Source organism: Thalassobaculum salexigens DSM 19539, from assembly GCF_000423805.1.
Lineage (GTDB): Bacteria > Pseudomonadota > Alphaproteobacteria > Thalassobaculales > Thalassobaculaceae > Thalassobaculum > Thalassobaculum litoreum.
The window spans coordinates 348,766-367,029 of record NZ_KE384094.1 but is presented as its reverse complement, the minus strand read 5'-3'; the positions used below and the strand labels follow the sequence as shown (position 1 = coordinate 367,029).

Below are 18,264 nucleotides of genomic sequence, written 5' to 3'. Positions count from 1 at the left end.
ATGGTGATGCCGGGCGACAACATCGCGATGGATGTCGAGCTGATCGCGCCGATCGCCATGGATGACGGCCTGCGCTTCGCCATCCGCGAAGGCGGACGCACCGTCGGCGCCGGCGTCGTGTCCAAGGTCATCGAGTAACCGGGGGTCATCGAGTAAGCGGAGGCGGGTAACGCTTTTGCAAGGCTAGGAGTGTAGCTCAACTGGTAGAGCACCGGTCTCCAAAACCGGGGGCTGGGGGTTCGAGCCCCTCCACTCCTGCCACTATATAAGAGATGTTTCGCGGGCGGCGCCGTCGGGAAACCCGATGGGCGCCATCCGCATTCACGTGTTCGGAAATGGTGCCAGTGCGCTACCTGGGATGTTCCTGGGACCGCGCGGCGGAGAGCGGAAACGATGGCGAAGGTGAGTCCCGCCCAGTTCGTGCGCCAGGTGCGACAGGAAGTGTCGCGGGTCACGTGGGCGAGCCGCAAGGAGACGGCCGTGGCCACCCTGATGGTCTTCATCATGGTGCTTCTGGCCTCGGTGTTCTTCTTCGTGGTCGACCAGGTTCTGGCCTGGGGCGTGCAACTGGTACTCGGACTCGGAGGCTGACATGGCACAACGCTGGTACGTGGTGCAGACGTATTCCGGGTTCGAGAAGAAGGTCGCCCAGTCGATCAACGAGCAGGTCGCGCAGCACGAGTTCGAGGACCTGATCACCGAGGTCCTGGTGCCGACCGAGGAAGTGATCGAGATGCGCCGCGGCGTGAAGGCGACCACGGAGCGCAAGTTTTTCCCCGGCTACATCCTGGTCCGGATGGAGCTGACGGACGAGAGCTGGCACCTGGTGAAGTCGCAGCCGAAGGTGGCCGGGTTCGTGGGCGGCAAGAGCAAGCCGATCCCGATCACCGACGCCGAGGCGGACCGCCTGCTGAAGCAGGTCTCCGAGGGCGTGGACCGGCCGAAGCCGTCGATCACCTTCGAGATCGGCGAACAGGTACGGGTCTCCGATGGCCCGTTCGCGACCTTCAACGGCCTTGTCGAGGATGTCGACGAGGAGCGCTCGCGTCTGAAAGTTGCGGTGTCGATCTTCGGACGATCGACGCCGGTCGACCTGGAATTCACCCAGGTCGAGAAAACCTGAGCCCGTTCGGGTTCGATCCCGGCGCGCAAGCCCGGGGCCGGAACGGCTCGTTTGTGGACGGCCTGTGGGAGATGACCGCGAAGCCCTGCGGCATCGCACCACGGACCGAATAGAGGAAGGCAACAGATGGCTAAGAAGATCGTCGGCTATATCAAGCTGGAGATCCCGGCCGGAGCGGCGAACCCGTCTCCGCCGGTGGGTCCGGCTCTCGGTCAACGCGGACTCAACATCATGGAGTTCTGCAAGGCGTTCAACGCCGCGACCGAGAAGATGGAGAAGGGCATGCCGGTGCCGGTGGTGATCACCGCCTACGGCGACCGCACCTTCACCTTCATCACCAAGACCCCGCCGGTGGCGTATTTCCTGAAGAAGGCGTCGAAGGTGGCCAAGGGCTCCGCGACCCCGAACAAGGGCGCGGTCGGCAAGGTCACCCTGGCTCAGGTCAAGGAAATCGCGGAAGCGAAGATGCCGGATCTGAACGCCGTCGACATGGACGGCGCGGTTCAGATGATCAAGGGTTCCGCCCGTTCCATGGGCATCGAAGTGGTGGAGTGAGGCGATCATGGCAAAAACAGGTAAGCGTCTTCGTGCCGCATACGGCGACCTCGACCGGACCGCTCTCTTCGGCATGGCCGAGGCGATCAAGCTGATCAAGGGTGCGGCCAGCGCCAAGTTCGACGAGACCGTCGAGATCTCGATGAACCTGGGTGTGGATCCGCGCCACTCCGACCAGATGGTCCGTGGCGTCGTCTCGCTGCCGCACGGCACCGGCAAGGACGTCCGCGTCGCGGTCTTCGCCAAGGACGCCAAGGCGGACGAGGCCCGCGCGGCCGGCGCCGAGGTGGTCGGGGCCGAGGATCTGATGGAAGAGATCCAGAACGGTCGCATGGACTTCGACCGCGTGATCGCGACCCCGGACATGATGGCCGTCGTCGGCCGTCTCGGTAAGGTGCTGGGCCCGCGCGGCCTGATGCCGAACCCGAAGCTGGGCACCGTCACGCCGAACGTGGCCGACGCCGTCGCCGCCGCCAAGGCCGGCCAGGTGGAGTTCCGCGTCGAGAAGGCGGGCATCGTCCATGCCGGCATCGGCAAGGCGAGCTTCTCCGAGGATCAGCTGGTCGAGAACGCCACGGCGTTCGTCGACGCGATCCAGAAGGCGAAGCCGACCGGTGCGAAGGGCCACTATATCAAGCGCGTGTCGGTCAGCTCGACCATGGGTCCGGGCATCAAGGTCGACACCGCCGTTCTGGGTACCGCGCCGGCCGCCTGACGCGGCTGCGCACAAGAGCCGGCCGCCTGACGCGGCCGCGCACAAGAGATCGACGGTCCGCGGTCAGCCGCGGGCCGGCGTGAGGGACGGGAGAAATCCCGTTCCGACCTGTCCGAGACTACGGGCGGCGCCGATGGAGAGATCCGGAGGGGCCTTAAATCTCGCCCGTACAGACGGGAGCGCCAACGGATACCGGCCCAGCCGGCGATGTTGGACTTCTGGGACAGGCGAACAGGGGCGGCATGAGAGTGTCGTCTTCGTGCAACCGGACCGACGGGCCACGTTCGAACGAGAACGACGGCGCATCGGTTCCAATTGCGGAGATAAGAGGTGAACCGAACCGAAAAGGCCGATTTGGTCGACTCTCTTCGCTCGACGTTCGAGGGCTCCGAAGTCGTCGTCATCACCCATCAGTCGGGTCTGACGGTGTCCGAGGTCGAGGGCCTGCGTTCGAACGTTCGTGCGGCCGGGGCCGGCTACAAGGTCACCAAGAATCGGCTCGCCCGTCTTGCTCTGCAGGGCACGCGCTACGAGAACCTGAGCGACCTCTTCACGGGTCCGACGTCGGTGACGACGTCGGCCGACCCGGTGGCGGCGGCGAAGGTGATCGTTGAGTTCGCCAATAAGAACGACAAGGTCACCATCGTCGGTGGCGGCCTGGGCGAACGAGCACTCAACGTCGACGAGATCAAGGCCCTGGCCAAGACCCCGTCGATCGATGAGTCGCGTGCCAAGCTTGTGGGTCTCCTGCAGACCCCGGCGTCTCGGGTGGTTGGTGTGCTTGCTGCACCGGCCGGCCAGATCGCCCGGGTTCTTGCGGCCCGCAGCGAGCAGTCGGAGTGAGGGCGGACGAACCGCTCTGTCAACAGAAGTACCAACGTGGAGTGAATTGAAATGGCTGATCTTGAAAAGCTTGTGGACGCTCTGTCCGAGCTGACCGTTCTCGAGGCCGCTGAGCTGTCGAAGATGCTCGAGGAGAAGTGGGGCGTGTCCGCCGCTGCTCCGGTCGCGGTCGCCGCGGCTGCTGGTGGTGGCGATGCCGCTCCGGCCGCTGAGGAGAAGACCGAGTTCGACGTGATCCTTGCCGCCGCCGGCGACAAGAAGATCAACGTGATTAAGGAAGTCCGCGCCATCACCGGCCTGGGCCTGAAAGAGGCCAAGGACCTGGTCGAAGGCGCTCCGAAGCCCGTCAAGGAGGGTGCCTCCAAGGACGAAGCTGAGCAGCTGAAGAAGAAGCTGGAGGAGGCTGGCGCCACCGTCGAGCTGAAGTAATTGGGCTCGATTTCCAGCTAAGGTTCGGGAAGGGAGCGGCGCGCCTGCGTGTCCGCTCCCGACCCGTTTCCTCTTCTCGGCCCGGGGCCGGGCGCCGCAGCGACGGCGCACCGACCCCTGGCCGAGGCGAGGACCGCCCGCCGAAGACGCGCCGCAGGCCCCTCAGGGGGTTCCTGCCGGATGCGCCGAGGTTAGGGGTCACCGTTTCGCCCAACGGACATTGCAAGGTCCGCGGGTCACACGCGAGGTCGAGGTCGCAAGATGGCAGTTTCCGCAGTCGGATCCTTCACCGGTCGTAAGCGCGTTCGCCGGAGCTTTGGTCGCATTCCCGAAGTGGCGCCGATGCCGAACCTCATCGAGGTTCAGAAGAGCTCCTACGACGCCTTTCTGCAGATGGGCATTGCCGGGGAAGCCCGCGGCGATGTCGGCCTGCAGGAAGTCTTCAAGTCGGTGTTCCCGATCCGCGACTTCTCCGAGCGCTCCATGCTGGAGTTCGTGCGCTACGAACTGGAGGAGCCGAAATACGACGTCGAGGAGTGCCAGCAGCGCGGCCTGACCTTCGCGGCCCCGCTGAAGGTCACCCTGCGTCTGGTGGTCTGGGACGTGGACGAGGAGACCGGCTCCAAGTCCATCAAGGACATCAAGGAGCAGGACGTCTACATGGGCGACATGCCCCTGATGACGGCCAACGGCACGTTCGTGGTCAACGGCACCGAGCGCGTCATCGTCAGCCAGATGCACCGGTCGCCCGGCGTCTTCTTCGACCATGACAAGGGCAAGACCCACAGCTCGGGCAAATACCTGTTCGCCGCCCGGGTGATCCCGTACCGCGGGTCCTGGCTCGATTTCGAGTTCGACGCCAAGGACATCGCCTACGTGCGTATCGACCGTCGCCGCAAGCTGCCGGCGACGACGCTCCTGCTCGCCCTGCTCTCCGACCAGAGCGAGGCGTACATCAAGGCATGCCACGCCAACGGCGACGACGTGCATCGCGACAAGGTCGTGGGCATGAGTGCCGAGGACATCCTCAGCACGTTCTACGGCAAGGTCACCTACACCCGCGAGGGCGACGGCTGGCGCTTGCCGTTCGACGCCGACCGCATGAAGGGCGCGAAGCTGACCGACGACCTGGTCGATGCCGACACGGGCGAAGTGGTGGCCAAGGCCGGCGACAAGATCACGCCGCGCACCTCGCGCAAGCTGATCGAGGGCGGCCTGAAGGACATGTTCGTCACCAGCGAGCAGCTGATCGGCCAGTATGTCGGCTCCGACCTGATCGACGAGAGCACCGGTCTGGTCCATTGCGATGCCGGCGAGGAGATCACCGCCGATCTGCTGGAGACCCTGGCCTCCATCGGCGTGACCGAGCTGCCGATCCTGGCGATCGACCACATGAACATCGGCGCCTACATGCGCAACACCCTGGCGCTCGACAAGAACGCCACCCGGGAAGAGGCGCTGGTCGACATCTACCGGGTCATGCGCCCGGGCGAGCCGCCGACCCTGGAGACTGCCGAGGCCCTGTTCGCCGGTCTGTTCTTCGACAGCGAGCGCTACGACCTGTCGGCTGTCGGCCGGGTGAAGATGAACGCCCGTCTCGGCCTGGAGACCGACGACCAGCTCCGCGTGCTCCGCAAGGAGGATATCCTGGCCATCCTCAAGGTCCTGGTGGATCTGAAGGACGGCAAGGGTGAGATCGACGACATCGACCACCTCGGCAACCGCCGTGTCCGGTCGGTCGGCGAGCTCATGGAGAACCAGTACCGCGTCGGCCTGCTGCGCATGGAGCGGGCGATCCGCGAGCGCATGAGCTCGGTGGACATCGATACCGTCATGCCGCACGACCTGATCAACGCCAAGCCGGCGGCGGCCGCGGTGCGCGAGTTCTTCGGCTCCTCGCAGCTGTCCCAGTTCATGGACCAGACCAACCCGCTGTCGGAGATCACCCACAAGCGCCGCCTCTCGGCGCTTGGCCCGGGCGGTCTGACCCGCGAGCGTGCCGGCTTCGAAGTCCGTGACGTGCACCCGACCCACTACGGCCGGATCTGCCCGATCGAGACGCCGGAAGGCCCGAATATCGGTCTGATCAACTCGCTGGCCACCTATGCCCGGGTCAACCAGTACGGCTTCATCGAGACGCCGTACCGCAAGGTGACCGACGGCACGGTGACCGACGAGGTGCGCTACATCTCCGCCATGGAGGAAGGCCGCTACACGATCGCCCAGGCGAACGCCCCGATCGACGAGAACGGCAAGTTCGAGGAGGAGCTGGTTCCGGTCCGCCGGCGCGGCGACTTCGGTCTGGCGCGTCCGGAAGACATCGACATGCTCGACGTCTCGCCGAAGCAGCTCGTGTCCGTCGCCGCGGCGCTGATCCCGTTCCTGGAGAACGATGATGCCAACCGCGCGCTGATGGGCTCGAACATGCAGCGTCAGGCGGTTCCGCTGATCCAGGCCGAGGCGCCGTATGTCGGCACCGGCATGGAGGCGACCGTGGCCCGCGACAGCGGTGTGGCCATCGCCGCCAAGCGGTCCGGCGTGATCGACCAGGTCGATGCCCAGCGTATCGTCGTCCGGGCCAACGAGGACCTGGAAGGCACGGCGTCGAACGTCGACATCTACCGGCTGCTGAAGTTCCAGCGGTCCAACCAGAACACCTGTATCACCCAGCGGCCGCTCGTGGCGGTGGGTGACGTGGTCAGCCGTGGCGACATCATCGCCGACGGCCCGTCCACCGAGCTCGGTGAGCTGGCGCTCGGCAAGAACGTGCTCGTCGCGTTCATGCCGTGGAACGGCTACAACTTCGAGGACTCGATCCTGATCTCCGAGCGCATCGTCCGCGACGACGTGTTCACCTCGATCCATATCGAGGAATTCGAGATCATGGCCCGCGACACCAAGCTGGGTCAGGAGGAGATCACCCGGGACATCCCGAACGTCGGCGAAGAGGCTCTGAAGAACCTCGACGAGGCGGGCATCGTCTATATCGGTGCCGAGGTGAACCCGAGCGACATCCTGGTCGGCAAGGTCACGCCGAAGGGCGAGTCGCCGATGACGCCGGAAGAGAAGCTCCTGCGAGCGATCTTCGGCGAAAAGGCGTCCGATGTCCGCGACACCTCGCTGAAGGTGCCGCCGGGAGTGACCGGCACGGTCGTCGAGGTGCGGGTGTTCTCGCGCCGCGGCGTCGACAAGGACGAGCGTAGCCAGGCGATCGAGCGCTCGGAGATCGAGCGTCTCGCCAAGGACCGCGACGACGAGCGCGCGATCCTGGAGCGTGGCTTCTTCGACCGCCTGAAGGAACTGCTGATGGGCAAGATGGCCACCGGCGGTCCGAAGGGCTTCAAGTCCGGCGAGCTGACCGAGGAGGTCTTCGCCCAGTACACGCCGGGTCAGTGGCGCCAGTTCGTCGTCGATGACGACAAGCTGATGGACTACCTGGAGGGCCTGAAGGAGCATTTCGACAAGTCGATCGAGCAGCTCAAGGACCGGTTCGACAACAAGGTCGACAAGCTGCAGCGCGGCGACGAGCTGCCCCCGGGCGTCATGAAGATGGTCAAGGTCTTCGTCGCGGTGAAGCGCAAGCTGCAGCCGGGCGACAAGATGGCCGGCCGGCACGGCAACAAGGGTGTCATCTCCAAGATCAACCCGATCGAGGACATGCCCTATCTGGACGACGGCACCGCCGTCGACATCGTGCTGAACCCGCTGGGCGTGCCGTCGCGCATGAATGTCGGGCAGATCCTGGAGACCCACCTCGGGTGGGCGGCGGCCGGTCTTGGCCGTCAGATCCGCGAGATGCTCGAGAACATGGGCAAGGACACCCGGGCAGGCGACCTGCGCGACAAGCTCAAGGGCATCTATTCTGACGACGAGTACAGTCAGAAGATCGATCCGTTGCAGGACAACGAGATTGTCGAGATGTCCCGCAACCTGCGGCGCGGTGTGCCGTTTGCGACCCCGGTGTTCGATGGTGCCCGCGAAGAGGACATCGTCGGGATGCTGGAGCGTGCCGGTCTCGAGTCGAGCGGTCAGGTCGATCTGTGGGACGGCCGGACGGGCGAGCAATTCGACCGCCGGGTGACAGTCGGCTATATTTACATGCTGAAGCTGCACCACCTGGTGGACGACAAGATCCATGCCCGTTCGATCGGCCCGTACAGCCTCGTCACCCAGCAGCCGCTGGGCGGTAAGGCGCAGTTCGGCGGTCAGCGGTTCGGTGAGATGGAGGTCTGGGCCCTTGAAGCCTACGGCGCAGCCTACACCTTGCAGGAGATGCTGACGGTGAAGTCCGACGACGTCTCCGGCCGTACCAAGGTCTACGAAGCCATCGTCCGAGGCGACGACAACTTCGAGGCCGGTATTCCGGAATCCTTCAACGTTCTGGTGAAGGAGCTGCGTTCGCTCGGCCTGAATGTCGAGCTGAACCAGGAGGAGTACTGACGCCGGCGGCGGCCGCGAAGGCGGCCGCATCGGTGTAGTTGCTGGCCTATAGGCCCCCGCGGATAGCGTCCCGGGGGCCGGGGTCGGTCTGAAGGTCCGGGGACGCCCGGATCCGCAAACAGCGCCAGTGGCGCGAGGAGTGCTTCGATGAACGAGTTGGTGAACATCTTCGGTCAGCCGAGCGGCCCGCAGAGCTTCGACAATATCCAGATCTCGATCGCGAGCCCGGATCGCGTGAAGTCGTGGTCGTTCGGTGAGATCAAGAAGCCGGAGACCATCAACTACCGGACCTTCAAGCCGGAGCGCGACGGTCTGTTCTGCGCCCGGATCTTTGGCCCGATCAAGGATTACGAGTGCTTGTGCGGCAAGTACAAGCGCATGAAGTACCGCGGCATCATCTGCGAGAAGTGCGGCGTCGAGGTCACGCTCTCCAAGGTGCGCCGCGAGCGCATGGGCCATATCGACCTGGCGTCGCCGGTCGCCCATATCTGGTTCCTGAAGTCCCTGCCGAGCCGCATCGGTCTGCTGCTCGACATGACCCTGAAGGACCTGGAGCGGGTTCTGTACTTCGAGAACTTCGTGGTCACCGACCCGCTGCTCTCGCCGCTGAAGGAGAAGCAACTCCTCAGCGAGGAGGAGTACTACCAGGCGCAGGACGATTACGGCGAGGACGCCTTCACCGCCCAGATCGGCGCCGAGGCCCTGAAGACCATGCTCTCCCGCCTCGACATGGAAGTCGAGCAGGAGACCGTGCGCGTCGAGCTGCGCGAGACAGGCTCCGAGGCCAAGCGCAAGAAGCTGGTCAAGCGGCTCAAGATCATTGAGGCGTTCCAGGAATCCGGCTCCCGTCCGGAGTGGATGATCCTGGACGTGGTGCCGGTCATTCCGCCGGAACTGCGCCCGCTGGTCCCGCTGGACGGCGGCCGCTTCGCGACTTCCGATCTGAACGACCTGTACCGCCGGGTGATCAACCGGAACAACCGCCTGAAGCGCCTGATGGAGCTTCGCGCGCCGGATATCATCGTGCGCAACGAGAAGCGCATGCTGCAGGAGGCCGTCGACGCCCTGTTCGACAACGGCCGCCGCGGCCGCGTCATCACCGGCGCCAACAAGCGTCCGCTGAAGTCGCTCAGCGACATGCTGAAGGGCAAGCAGGGCCGCTTCCGTCAGAACCTGCTCGGCAAGCGCGTCGACTATTCCGGCCGGTCGGTCATCGTGGTCGGTCCGGACCTGATGCTGCACCAGTGCGGCCTGCCGAAGAAGATGGCGCTGGAGCTGTTCAAGCCGTTCATCTACTCCAAGCTCGAACTCTACGGCATGGCGAGCACCATCAAGGCCGCCAAGCGCATGGTCGAGAAGGAGCGTCCCGAGGTCTGGGACATCCTGGAAGAGGTGATCCGCGAGCACCCGGTCATGCTGAACCGGGCGCCGACCCTGCACCGCCTCGGCATTCAGGCGTTCGAGCCGAAGCTGGTCGAGGGCAAGGCGATCCAGCTGCACCCGCTGGTCTGCACCGCCTTCAACGCCGACTTCGACGGCGACCAGATGGCGGTCCACGTGCCGCTGTCGCTGGAAGCCCAGCTAGAAGCCCGCGTGCTCATGATGTCGACCAACAACATCCTGAGCCCGGCCAACGGCAAGCCGATCATCGTGCCGTCCCAGGACATCGTTCTGGGCCTGTACTACCTGACGATGGAGCGCAACAACCAGCCGGGCGAGGGCATGGCCTTCGCCGATCCGGCCGAGGTCGATCACGCGGTCGATACCGGTGCCGTCAACCTGCACACCAAGGTGAAGGCCCGCGTCACGACCTATGACGAGAACGGCGAGAAGGTGACCAAGCGCGTGGAGACCACGCCGGGCCGCCTGAAGCTGGCGCTGCTGATGCCGGACAACCCGAAGCTGCGCTTCGAGATGATCAACCGACTGATGACGAAGAAGGAAGTCTCCAACGTCATCGACATGGTGTACCGCCACTGCGGCCAGAAGGAGACGGTGATCTTCGCCGACCGCCTGATGGGCCTCGGCTTCGGTCACGCCTGCCGCGCGGGCATCTCGTTCGGCAAGGACGATCTGGTCATCCCCGAGGCCAAGCAGGGCCTCGTCGATCAGGCCAACGAGGAGGTCAAGCAGTTCGAGCAGCAGTATCTCGACGGTCTGATCACCCAGGGCGAGAAGTACAACAAGGTCGTCGACGTCTGGTCGCGCTGCACCGATCAGGTGGCCGAAGAGATGATGGCGGTCATTAAGGAAGACGACGGCATCAACCCGGTGAACGCCGTGTGGATGATGGCGCATTCCGGTGCCCGTGGTTCCGCCGCCCAGATCAAGCAGCTCGCCGGCATGCGCGGCCTGATGGCCAAGCCGTCGGGCGAGATCATCGAGACGCCGATCATCTCGAACTTCAAGGAAGGCCTGACCGTGCTCGAGTACTTCAACTCGACCCACGGTGCCCGTAAGGGTCTGGCCGACACGGCGCTCAAGACGGCGAACTCGGGCTACCTGACCCGCCGTCTGGTCGACGTGGCCCAGGACTGCATCATCACCGAAGTCGATTGCGGCACCGAGCGCGGCCTGACCGTGCGCGCGGTGATCGACGGCGGCGAGGTGATCGAGAATCTCGGCGACCGCATCCTCGGCCGCACCACCCTGGAGGACGTCCTCGATCCGCTCAGCGGCGACGTGGTCGTCAAGAAGGGCGAGATCATCGACGAGGCGCTGGTCGAGGCGGTCGAACGGGCCGGCATCGACTCGGTGCTGATCCGCTCGGTCCTGACCTGTAAGACCCATCCGGGCGTCTGCGCGGCCTGCTACGGCCGTGATCTGGCGCGCGGAACGCCGGTGAATATCGGCGAGGCGGTCGGTGTCATCGCCGCCCAGTCGATCGGCGAGCCGGGCACCCAGCTCACCATGCGGACGTTCCACATCGGCGGTGCCGCCCAGCGTGGCGCCGAGCAGTCCACGGTCGAGGCGTCGATCGGCGCCCAGGTGAAGCTGCACAACCGCAACGTCGTCACCAATTCCGACGGCATTCTGGTGGTGATGAGCCGCAACACCGAGATCATCCTGGCCGACGAGCAGGGCCGCGAGCGCGCACGCCACCGCGTGCCGTACGGGGCCAAGCTCCTGGTCGATGACGGTGTCATGGTCGAGCCGGGCCAGAAGATGGCGGAGTGGGATCCGTACACCATTCCGATCATCACCGAGCGCGAGGGTGTCGCCCACTACGTCGATCTCGTGGACGGTCTCTCCATGCGCGAGGTCACCGACGAGGCGACGGGTATCTCGTCCCGCGTCGTGGTCGACTGGAAGCAGCAGCCGCGTGGCAACGACCTGAAGCCGCGTGTCACCCTGCGGGACGATGCCGGCGAGGTGGTTCAGCTCGCCAACGGCCTGGAGGCACGCTACTTCATGTCGGTCGACGCCATCCTGTCGGTCGAGAACGGGGCCCAGGTGAAGGCCGGCGACGTGCTGGCGCGTATCCCGCGCGAGTCGTCGAAGACCCGCGACATCACCGGTGGTCTGCCGCGCGTGGCCGAACTGTTCGAGGCCCGTCGTCCGAAGGACTTCGCGGTCATCGCCGAGGGCGACGGCCGGGTCGAGTTCGGCAAGGACTACAAGACCAAGCGCCGGGTGATCGTCCGTCCGCTCGAGGAAGGCGCGGATCCGGTCGAGTACATGATCCCGAAGGGCAAGCACCTGGCGGTGCACGAGGGCGACTTCGTGCAGAAGGGTGACATGCTGCTCGACGGGGCGCGCGTCCCGCACGACATCCTGAACATCATGGGTGTCGAGGCCCTGGCCGACTATCTCATCAATGAGATCCAGGAGGTCTACCGCCTGCAGGGCGTGAAGATTAACGACAAGCACATCGAGGTGATCGTTCGCCAGATGCTGCAGAAGGTCGAAGTGATGGAGGCCGGCGACACCACTCTGTTGCTCGGCGAGACCATCGATCGCGACGAGTACGAGGAGGCCAACGAGAAGGCCCTGGCGGAGAACCTCCGTCCGGCCGTGGCCAAGCCGGTGCTCCAGGGCATCACCAAGGCGTCGCTGCAGACCAAGTCGTTCATCTCCGCCGCGTCGTTCCAGGAGACCACCCGCGTCCTCACCGAGGCGGCGGTTTCCGGCAAGCACGACAGCCTGGACGGGCTCAAGGAGAACGTCATCGTCGGCCGTCTGATCCCGGCCGGCACGGGCAGCGTGATGAATCGCCTGCGCCGTATCGCCGCCGATCGGGACCGCGCGCTGGCGCCGGCTCCGGCGGCAAGCGAGGACGAGGCGGCGCATCTGCCGTCCGAGGGAGAGGTCACGGCCGCCGAATAAGCGGCTGGGATTTCTCGGAAACAAAGCTAGAGAAGATCACGATCAGATGGAAACATCTGGGGACGTGGATTTTCTCTAGCTTCAATGAACTAGAGTACGATTCATGGTTCGGATCGCTTTGATCCGAACCGATCGTGCTTTAGGTATTCCGGGAATTTACGTTCCTGGAATATCCGAATGTGACGGTGAAATCGGCTCGACCTGCTGGGCCGATTATCCGCTTGACCCCCGCAGAGTGCATCAATAGTATCCGCGCACTTTGAAACGGGGGCCCAGCTGTTCCCTCGGGTTTGCCGCCGGTGGCGGTCCCTTCCCGAGTGACTTGAACGCGGTCACCGCACGAAGAGTCGAATATGAGAAGCGTCGCGGCGGGTCCCGTCTTGTGGCGCATGGTTCAGGCGAACCGCCCCCATGGGACTCCCCATGGAGGGGTTTGTGTTTGTGGTTAAGAGGGTCGACGCATGCCGACGATCAATCAGCTGATCCGCCAGGGTCGTAAGGTTCCTGTTGCACGGAACAAGGTTCCCGCCCTGCAGGCGTGCCCGCAGAAGCGCGGGGTGTGCACGCGCGTGTACACGACCACCCCGAAGAAGCCGAACTCCGCTCTGCGTAAGGTCGCCCGTGTGCGTCTGACCAACGGGTACGAGGTCATCAGCTACATCCCGGGTGAAGGCCATAACCTTCAGGAGCACTCGGTCGTCATGATCCGTGGCGGTCGCGTGAAGGACTTGCCGGGTGTGCGCTATCACATCATTCGCGGCACGCTCGATACCCAGGGCGTGAAGGACCGTCGCCAGCGTCGTTCGAAGTACGGCGCCAAGCGCCCGAAGTAAGGAGTAACAGGAATGTCGCGTCGCCACCGCGCGGAAAAGCGTCCGGTTCTGCCGGATGCCAAGTTTGGGGACCAGGTCGTCTCCAAGTTCATGAGCTGCCTGATGTACGACGGCAAGCGCTCGGTCGCCGAGGGCATCGTTTACGGTGCGTTCGACGTCCTGCAGAAGCGTGCCGGCGGTGAGCCGGTCCGGACCTTCCATGAGGCCCTGGACAATGTGAAGCCGCATGTCGAGGTCCGCTCCCGCCGTGTCGGTGGCGCCACCTACCAGGTTCCGGTCGAAGTGCGCCCCGAGCGCGCCCAGGCCCTGGCCATCCGGTGGCTGATCGATGCCGCGCGCAAGCGCTCTGAGAAGACCATGGTCCAGCGGCTCTCCGGCGAGCTGCAGGACGCGGCCCAGAACCGCGGCACCGCGGTCAAGAAGCGGGAAGACACCCACCGCATGGCCGACGCCAACAAGGCGTTTTCTCACTACCGCTGGTAACTGCCACTGGCATCTGGGGACGGGCTGGCGTATAGACCGGCCCGTTCCGTTTATATAAGCGGCCGTGACCCTTGCGGCCGGAACCTCAAATCGACGAGGACGCGAGTCATGCCCCGCACCCATCCGCTCGAAATGTATCGCAATATCGGCATCATGGCCCACATCGATGCCGGCAAGACGACCACGACCGAGCGTATTCTGTTCTACACCGGCCGGTCCTACAAGATCGGCGAAGTGCATGATGGCAACGCCACCATGGACTGGATGGAGCAGGAGCAGGAGCGCGGCATCACCATCACGTCCGCGGCGACCACGTGCTTCTGGCGCGACTACCGCATCAACATCATCGACACCCCGGGCCATGTGGACTTCACCATCGAGGTCGAGCGCTCCCTGCGCGTGCTGGACGGCGCCGTCACGGTGTTCGACAGCGTCGCCGGCGTGGAGCCGCAGTCCGAGACGGTGTGGCGCCAGGCCGACAAGTACGGCGTGCCGCGCATCTGCTTCGTCAACAAGATGGACCGCATCGGTGCCGACTTCTTCCGCTGCGTGAAGATGATGGTCGATCGCCTGGGCACCACGCCGGCGGTCATGCAGCTGCCGATCGGCGTCGAGTCCGATTTCGTCGGTCTGGTCGACCTGGTGACCATGAAGGCCGTCCGCTGGCTGGACGAGTCCCTGGGCGCCAAGTTCGAGATCGAGGAGATCCCGGCCGACATGGCCGACCAGGCGGCGGAGTACCGCCAGAAGCTGGTCGAGCTGGCCGTCGAGATGGACGACGCCGCGATGGAAGCCTATCTGGAAGGCGAGGAGCCGTCCGAGGAGGTTCTGCGCGCCTGCATCCGCAAGGGCGTGCTGACCAACAGCTTCGTGCCGGTGTTCCTGGGCTCCGCCTTCAAGAACAAGGGCGTGCAGCCGCTGCTCGACGCCGTCGTCGACTACCTGCCGACCCCGACCGACGTCGAGTCGATTAAGGGCGTCTCCGTCGACGGCGAAACCGAGATGAAGCGCAAGTCGTCCGACGACGAGCCGTTCTCGGCCCTGGCGTTCAAGATCATGAACGACCCGTTCGTCGGCTCGCTGACCTTCGTGCGCGTCTATTCCGGCATTCTGGAGACCGGTTCCTCGGTGATGAACACCGTGAAGGACAAGCGCGAGCGCATCGGCCGCATGCTGCTCATGCACTCCAACAACCGTGAGGACGTGAAAGAGGCGCGGGCCGGTGACATCGTCGCCATCGCGGGTCTGAAGGACACGACCACGGGCGACACGCTGTGCGACCCGCTGAAGCCGGTCATCCTGGAGCGCATGGAATTCCCGGATCCGGTCATCGAGGTCGCGGTCGAGCCGAAGACCAAGAGCGACCAGGAGAAGATGGGCGTCGCCCTGAACCGCCTCGCCGCCGAGGATCCGTCGTTCCGCGTCACCTCCGACGTCGAGAGCGGCCAGACCGTGATCAAGGGCATGGGCGAACTCCACCTGGAGATCCTGGTCGACCGCATGCGGCGCGAGTTCAAGGTCGACGCCAATGTCGGCGCCCCGCAGGTCGCCTACCGCGAGTCGATCACCAAGACCGCCGAGGTCGATTACACCCACAAGAAGCAGACCGGCGGTTCGGGCCAGTTCGCCCGCGTGAAGCTGACCTTCTCCCCGCAGGAGCGCGGCGAGGGCTTCCTGTTCGAGAACACGATCGTCGGCGGCTCGGTGCCGCGTGAGTACATCCCGGGCGTCGAAAAGGGCCTGAAGTCCGCCATGGATACCGGCGTGCTCGCCGGCTTCCCGGTGGTGGACGTGAAGGTCTCCCTGACGGACGGTGCCTACCACGACGTGGACTCCAGCGTGCTGGCGTTCGAGATCGCGTCCCGTGCCGCCTTCAAGGAAGGCATCGCGAAGGCCGGTCCGGTTCTGCTTGAGCCGATCATGAAGGTTGAGGTGGTGACCCCGGAAGACTACATGGGCGACATCATCGGCGACCTGAACAGCCGTCGCGGCCAGGTCAGCGGCATGGACCAGCGCGGCAACGCCCGCGTGGTCGATGCCATGGTCCCGCTGGCGAACATGTTCGGTTATGTGAACACCCTGCGCTCCATGAGCCAGGGCCGGGCGCAGTACACCATGCAGTTCGACCACTATGAGCCTGTTCCGCAGGCGGTCGCGGACGAGGTGCGGGCGAAGCTGGCCTGATCGGCCACGCCCGCAGCCCGTCACTAGCCCATAACGTCACCCCCTATTTCGTACGGAGCATACTGGGATGGCCAAGGAGAAATTCGCGCGGACAAAGCCGCACTGCAACATCGGCACGATCGGTCACGTCGACCATGGTAAGACGACGCTGACGGCCGCGATCACGAAGACGCTTGCAGAGTCTGGCGGCGCGACGTTCATGGCGTACGACGCCATCGACAAGGCGCCTGAAGAGAAGGCGCGCGGCATCACGATCTCGACGGCGCATGTCGAGTACGAGACGGCGAACCGTCACTACGCGCATGTGGATTGCCCGGGCCACGCCGACTACGTGAAGAACATGATCACGGGTGCGGCGCAGATGGACGGCGCGATTCTGGTTGTGTCGGCGGCCGACGGCCCGATGCCGCAGACCCGCGAGCACATCCTTCTGGCGCGCCAGGTCGGCGTTCCGGCGCTTGTGGTGTTCATGAACAAGGTCGACCAGGTGGACGACGAGGAGCTTCTGGAGCTGGTGGAGCTCGAGATCCGCGAGCTGCTGTCGTCGTACGAGTTCCCGGGCGACGACATTCCGATCACCAAGGGTTCGGCTCTGGCCGCGCTTGAGGACAGCAACGACGAGATCGGCCGCAAGGCGATCCTGGCGCTGATGGAGACGGTCGACGCCTACATCCCGACGCCGGAGCGTCCGAAGAACCTTCCGTTCCTGATGCCGATCGAGGACGTGTTCTCGATCTCGGGTCGCGGCACGGTGGTGACCGGCCGTATCGAGCGCGGGATCGTGAAGGTGGGCGAGGAAATCGAGATCGTCGGCATCAAGGACACGGTGAAGACGACCTGCACGGGCGTCGAGATGTTCCGCAAGCTGCTGGACCAGGGCGAGGCTGGCGACAACGTGGGCGTTCTGCTGCGCGGTACGAAGCGCGAGGACGTGGAGCGCGGTCAGGTTCTGGCGAAGCCGGGCTCGATCACGCCGCACACGAAGTTCAAGGCCGAGGCGTACATCCTGACGAAGGAAGAGGGTGGCCGTCACACGCCGTTCTTCACCAACTACCGTCCGCAGTTCTACTTCCGCACGACGGACGTGACCGGGACGGTGACGCTGCCGGAAGGCACGGAGATGGTGATGCCGGGCGACAACATCGCGATGGATGTCGAGCTGATCGCGCCGATCGCCATGGATGACGGCCTGCGCTTCGCCATCCGCGAAGGCGGCCGCACCGTCGGCGCCGGCGTCGTGTCCAAGGTCATCGAGTAATCCTGCACCGTCAGGTGGGGATACCAGCGGGGGCGCTTCGGCGCCCCCGTTTGCGTTTTGGAACCGGGGTGCTGCCGTGAGCGGTACCGACTCGATCGGCACGCGGGCGGAGATGCGCGGACACGCCCGCGTCCGGCCCGGCACGGGCCCTCGGGCGGGCCAGGGCGGCGCGGGGAACCGGGTGCCTGCATGAGAGCCGCCGCCGGCGCCCTGGCGACCCTCCAGGCCACCGCTATGGCAACGTGGGCGCGACTGGCTGCTCATCCGTCCCTTGGACGTCGCCGGGCCGCATAGGACAGGGCGGGGCATGGGATATGGCAGGGAATCCGAAGAAGATGTCCCGGCGGCGATTGTTACCCTATATAAGGTGCGCGCGACCGACAGCGGCACTACATGGTGCATCCCTTTCGCCGACGTGTCGGCGCCATGCCGAAACGGTGCCGCGCGAGGTCCTCAGACGTAAGGTTCTTGCGGGTTTCAGGGCAAACGGTGCATCGGCAACAAAACTGAAATTCGCACTTGACGACCGCCCCCCCCATCAATAGGTTCCGCCCACCTTTGGGGACTGGCTGTGACCCGAACCGCTCGGAACGGGTCAGACGCAGTCTCACGTTTTTAAGACACCAATCCCCAAAAGGCCGAAGGCGGAAGCGCAGTTTCAGTGCGCATCCGCATTTTTTTCTGCGCGATGCCCGGCTTGCCGGTGAGCGCGCGGTGATAACGGCCGGTTGGCCAACGAGGTTGAGAGTAGCGGAAAGATGGACAGTCAAAACATCCGCATCCGCCTGAAGGCGTTCGATCACCGGGTCCTCGACCAGTCGACCGGTGAAATCGTGAACACCGCCAAGCGCACCGGTGCGCGTGTGCGGGGTCCCATTCCGCTGCCGACGCGTATCGAACGGTTCACCGTTCTGCGTGGTCCGCACGTTGACAAGAAGAGCCGGGAACAGTTCGAGATCCGCACCCATAAGCGGGTTCTCGACATCGTTGACCCGACCCCGCAGACCGTGGACGCGCTGATGAAGCTCGACCTGGCCTCCGGTGTCGACGTCGAGATCAAGCTCTGAGGGGACGG

At 64.8% G+C, this 18,264-nt stretch carries 14 protein-coding genes and 1 tRNA gene; all 15 read left to right on the top strand.

The features are described from left to right. On the top strand, nt 1-138 hold a 138-nt coding region (locus G578_RS29150; protein WP_483855291.1), incomplete at its 5' end, for an EF-Tu C-terminal domain-related protein. Between the two features lie 47 nt (nt 139-185). Further along, a tRNA-Trp gene (locus G578_RS0116965) sits at nt 186-261 on the top strand. 132 nt (nt 262-393) lie between these two features. Next, a complete protein-coding gene (secE, locus tag G578_RS0116960) occupies nt 394-591 on the top strand; it encodes a preprotein translocase subunit SecE (RefSeq protein ID WP_028795271.1) in 198 nt (65 codons plus the stop codon). Between the two features lies 1 nt (nt 592). Next, a complete protein-coding gene (nusG, locus tag G578_RS0116955) occupies nt 593-1,123 on the top strand; it encodes a transcription termination/antitermination protein NusG (RefSeq protein WP_028795270.1) in 531 nt (176 codons plus the stop codon). A 126-nt stretch (nt 1,124-1,249) separates the two neighbouring features. After that, entirely contained in the window at nt 1,250-1,678 is a 429-nt protein-coding gene (gene rplK, locus G578_RS0116950) for a 50S ribosomal protein L11 (protein WP_028795269.1), read from the top strand. A 7-nt stretch (nt 1,679-1,685) separates the two neighbouring features. Beyond that, a complete protein-coding gene (gene rplA / locus G578_RS0116945) occupies nt 1,686-2,393 on the top strand; it encodes a 50S ribosomal protein L1 (RefSeq protein WP_028795268.1) in 708 nt (235 codons plus the stop codon). Between the two features lie 330 nt (nt 2,394-2,723). Beyond that, on the top strand, nt 2,724-3,236 hold the full coding sequence (rplJ, locus tag G578_RS0116940) for a 50S ribosomal protein L10 (RefSeq protein ID WP_028795267.1): 513 nt from the start codon (nt 2,724-2,726) through the stop codon (nt 3,234-3,236). A gap of 51 nt (nt 3,237-3,287) precedes the next feature. Then, entirely contained in the window at nt 3,288-3,665 is a 378-nt protein-coding gene (gene rplL, locus G578_RS0116935; protein ID WP_028795266.1) for a 50S ribosomal protein L7/L12, read from the top strand. A gap of 261 nt (nt 3,666-3,926) precedes the next feature. Beyond that, complete coding sequence (rpoB, locus tag G578_RS0116930) at nt 3,927-8,105, top strand: DNA-directed RNA polymerase subunit beta (protein ID WP_028795265.1); 4,179 nt, start codon at nt 3,927-3,929, stop codon at nt 8,103-8,105. A gap of 147 nt (nt 8,106-8,252) precedes the next feature. Further along, on the top strand, nt 8,253-12,431 hold the full coding sequence (rpoC, locus tag G578_RS0116925) for a DNA-directed RNA polymerase subunit beta' (RefSeq protein WP_028795264.1): 4,179 nt from the start codon (nt 8,253-8,255) through the stop codon (nt 12,429-12,431). Nucleotides 12,432-12,892: 461 nt separating this feature from the next. Continuing rightward, a complete protein-coding gene (gene rpsL / locus G578_RS0116920; RefSeq protein ID WP_028795263.1) occupies nt 12,893-13,264 on the top strand; it encodes a 30S ribosomal protein S12 in 372 nt (123 codons plus the stop codon). Nucleotides 13,265-13,276: 12 nt separating this feature from the next. Further along, a complete protein-coding gene (rpsG, locus tag G578_RS0116915; RefSeq protein ID WP_028795262.1) occupies nt 13,277-13,747 on the top strand; it encodes a 30S ribosomal protein S7 in 471 nt (156 codons plus the stop codon). A 108-nt stretch (nt 13,748-13,855) separates the two neighbouring features. Then, nucleotides 13,856-15,931: an elongation factor G gene (gene fusA / locus G578_RS0116910; protein ID WP_028795261.1), complete on the top strand. Its 2,076-nt coding sequence runs from the start codon at nt 13,856-13,858 to the stop codon at nt 15,929-15,931. Nucleotides 15,932-15,998: 67 nt separating this feature from the next. Then, nucleotides 15,999-17,189 (top strand): elongation factor Tu, encoded by a 1,191-nt coding sequence (tuf, locus tag G578_RS0116905; RefSeq protein WP_028795260.1) that lies wholly within the window; start codon nt 15,999-16,001, stop codon nt 17,187-17,189. Nucleotides 17,190-17,947: 758 nt separating this feature from the next. Further along, a complete protein-coding gene (gene rpsJ / locus G578_RS0116900; protein ID WP_028795259.1) occupies nt 17,948-18,256 on the top strand; it encodes a 30S ribosomal protein S10 in 309 nt (102 codons plus the stop codon). Nucleotides 18,257-18,264: the final 8 nt, after the last annotated feature.

What these genes read in the sequence shown, in the direction of transcription:
- secE (WP_028795271.1), top strand. Translation starts at nt 394, where the DNA reads ATGGCGAAGGTGAGTCCCGCCCAGTTCGTGCGCCAGGTGCGACAGGAA.
- nusG (WP_028795270.1), top strand. Translation starts at nt 593, where the DNA reads ATGGCACAACGCTGGTACGTGGTGCAGACGTATTCCGGGTTCGAGAAG.
- rplK (WP_028795269.1), top strand. Translation starts at nt 1,250, where the DNA reads ATGGCTAAGAAGATCGTCGGCTATATCAAGCTGGAGATCCCGGCCGGA.
- rplA (WP_028795268.1), top strand. Translation starts at nt 1,686, where the DNA reads ATGGCAAAAACAGGTAAGCGTCTTCGTGCCGCATACGGCGACCTCGAC.
- rplL (WP_028795266.1), top strand. Translation starts at nt 3,288, where the DNA reads ATGGCTGATCTTGAAAAGCTTGTGGACGCTCTGTCCGAGCTGACCGTT.
- rpoB (WP_028795265.1), top strand. Translation starts at nt 3,927, where the DNA reads ATGGCAGTTTCCGCAGTCGGATCCTTCACCGGTCGTAAGCGCGTTCGC.
- rpoC (WP_028795264.1), top strand. Translation starts at nt 8,253, where the DNA reads ATGAACGAGTTGGTGAACATCTTCGGTCAGCCGAGCGGCCCGCAGAGC.
- rpsL (WP_028795263.1), top strand. Translation starts at nt 12,893, where the DNA reads ATGCCGACGATCAATCAGCTGATCCGCCAGGGTCGTAAGGTTCCTGTT.
- rpsG (WP_028795262.1), top strand. Translation starts at nt 13,277, where the DNA reads ATGTCGCGTCGCCACCGCGCGGAAAAGCGTCCGGTTCTGCCGGATGCC.
- fusA (WP_028795261.1), top strand. Translation starts at nt 13,856, where the DNA reads ATGCCCCGCACCCATCCGCTCGAAATGTATCGCAATATCGGCATCATG.
- tuf (WP_028795260.1), top strand. Translation starts at nt 15,999, where the DNA reads ATGGCCAAGGAGAAATTCGCGCGGACAAAGCCGCACTGCAACATCGGC.
- rpsJ (WP_028795259.1), top strand. Translation starts at nt 17,948, where the DNA reads ATGGACAGTCAAAACATCCGCATCCGCCTGAAGGCGTTCGATCACCGG.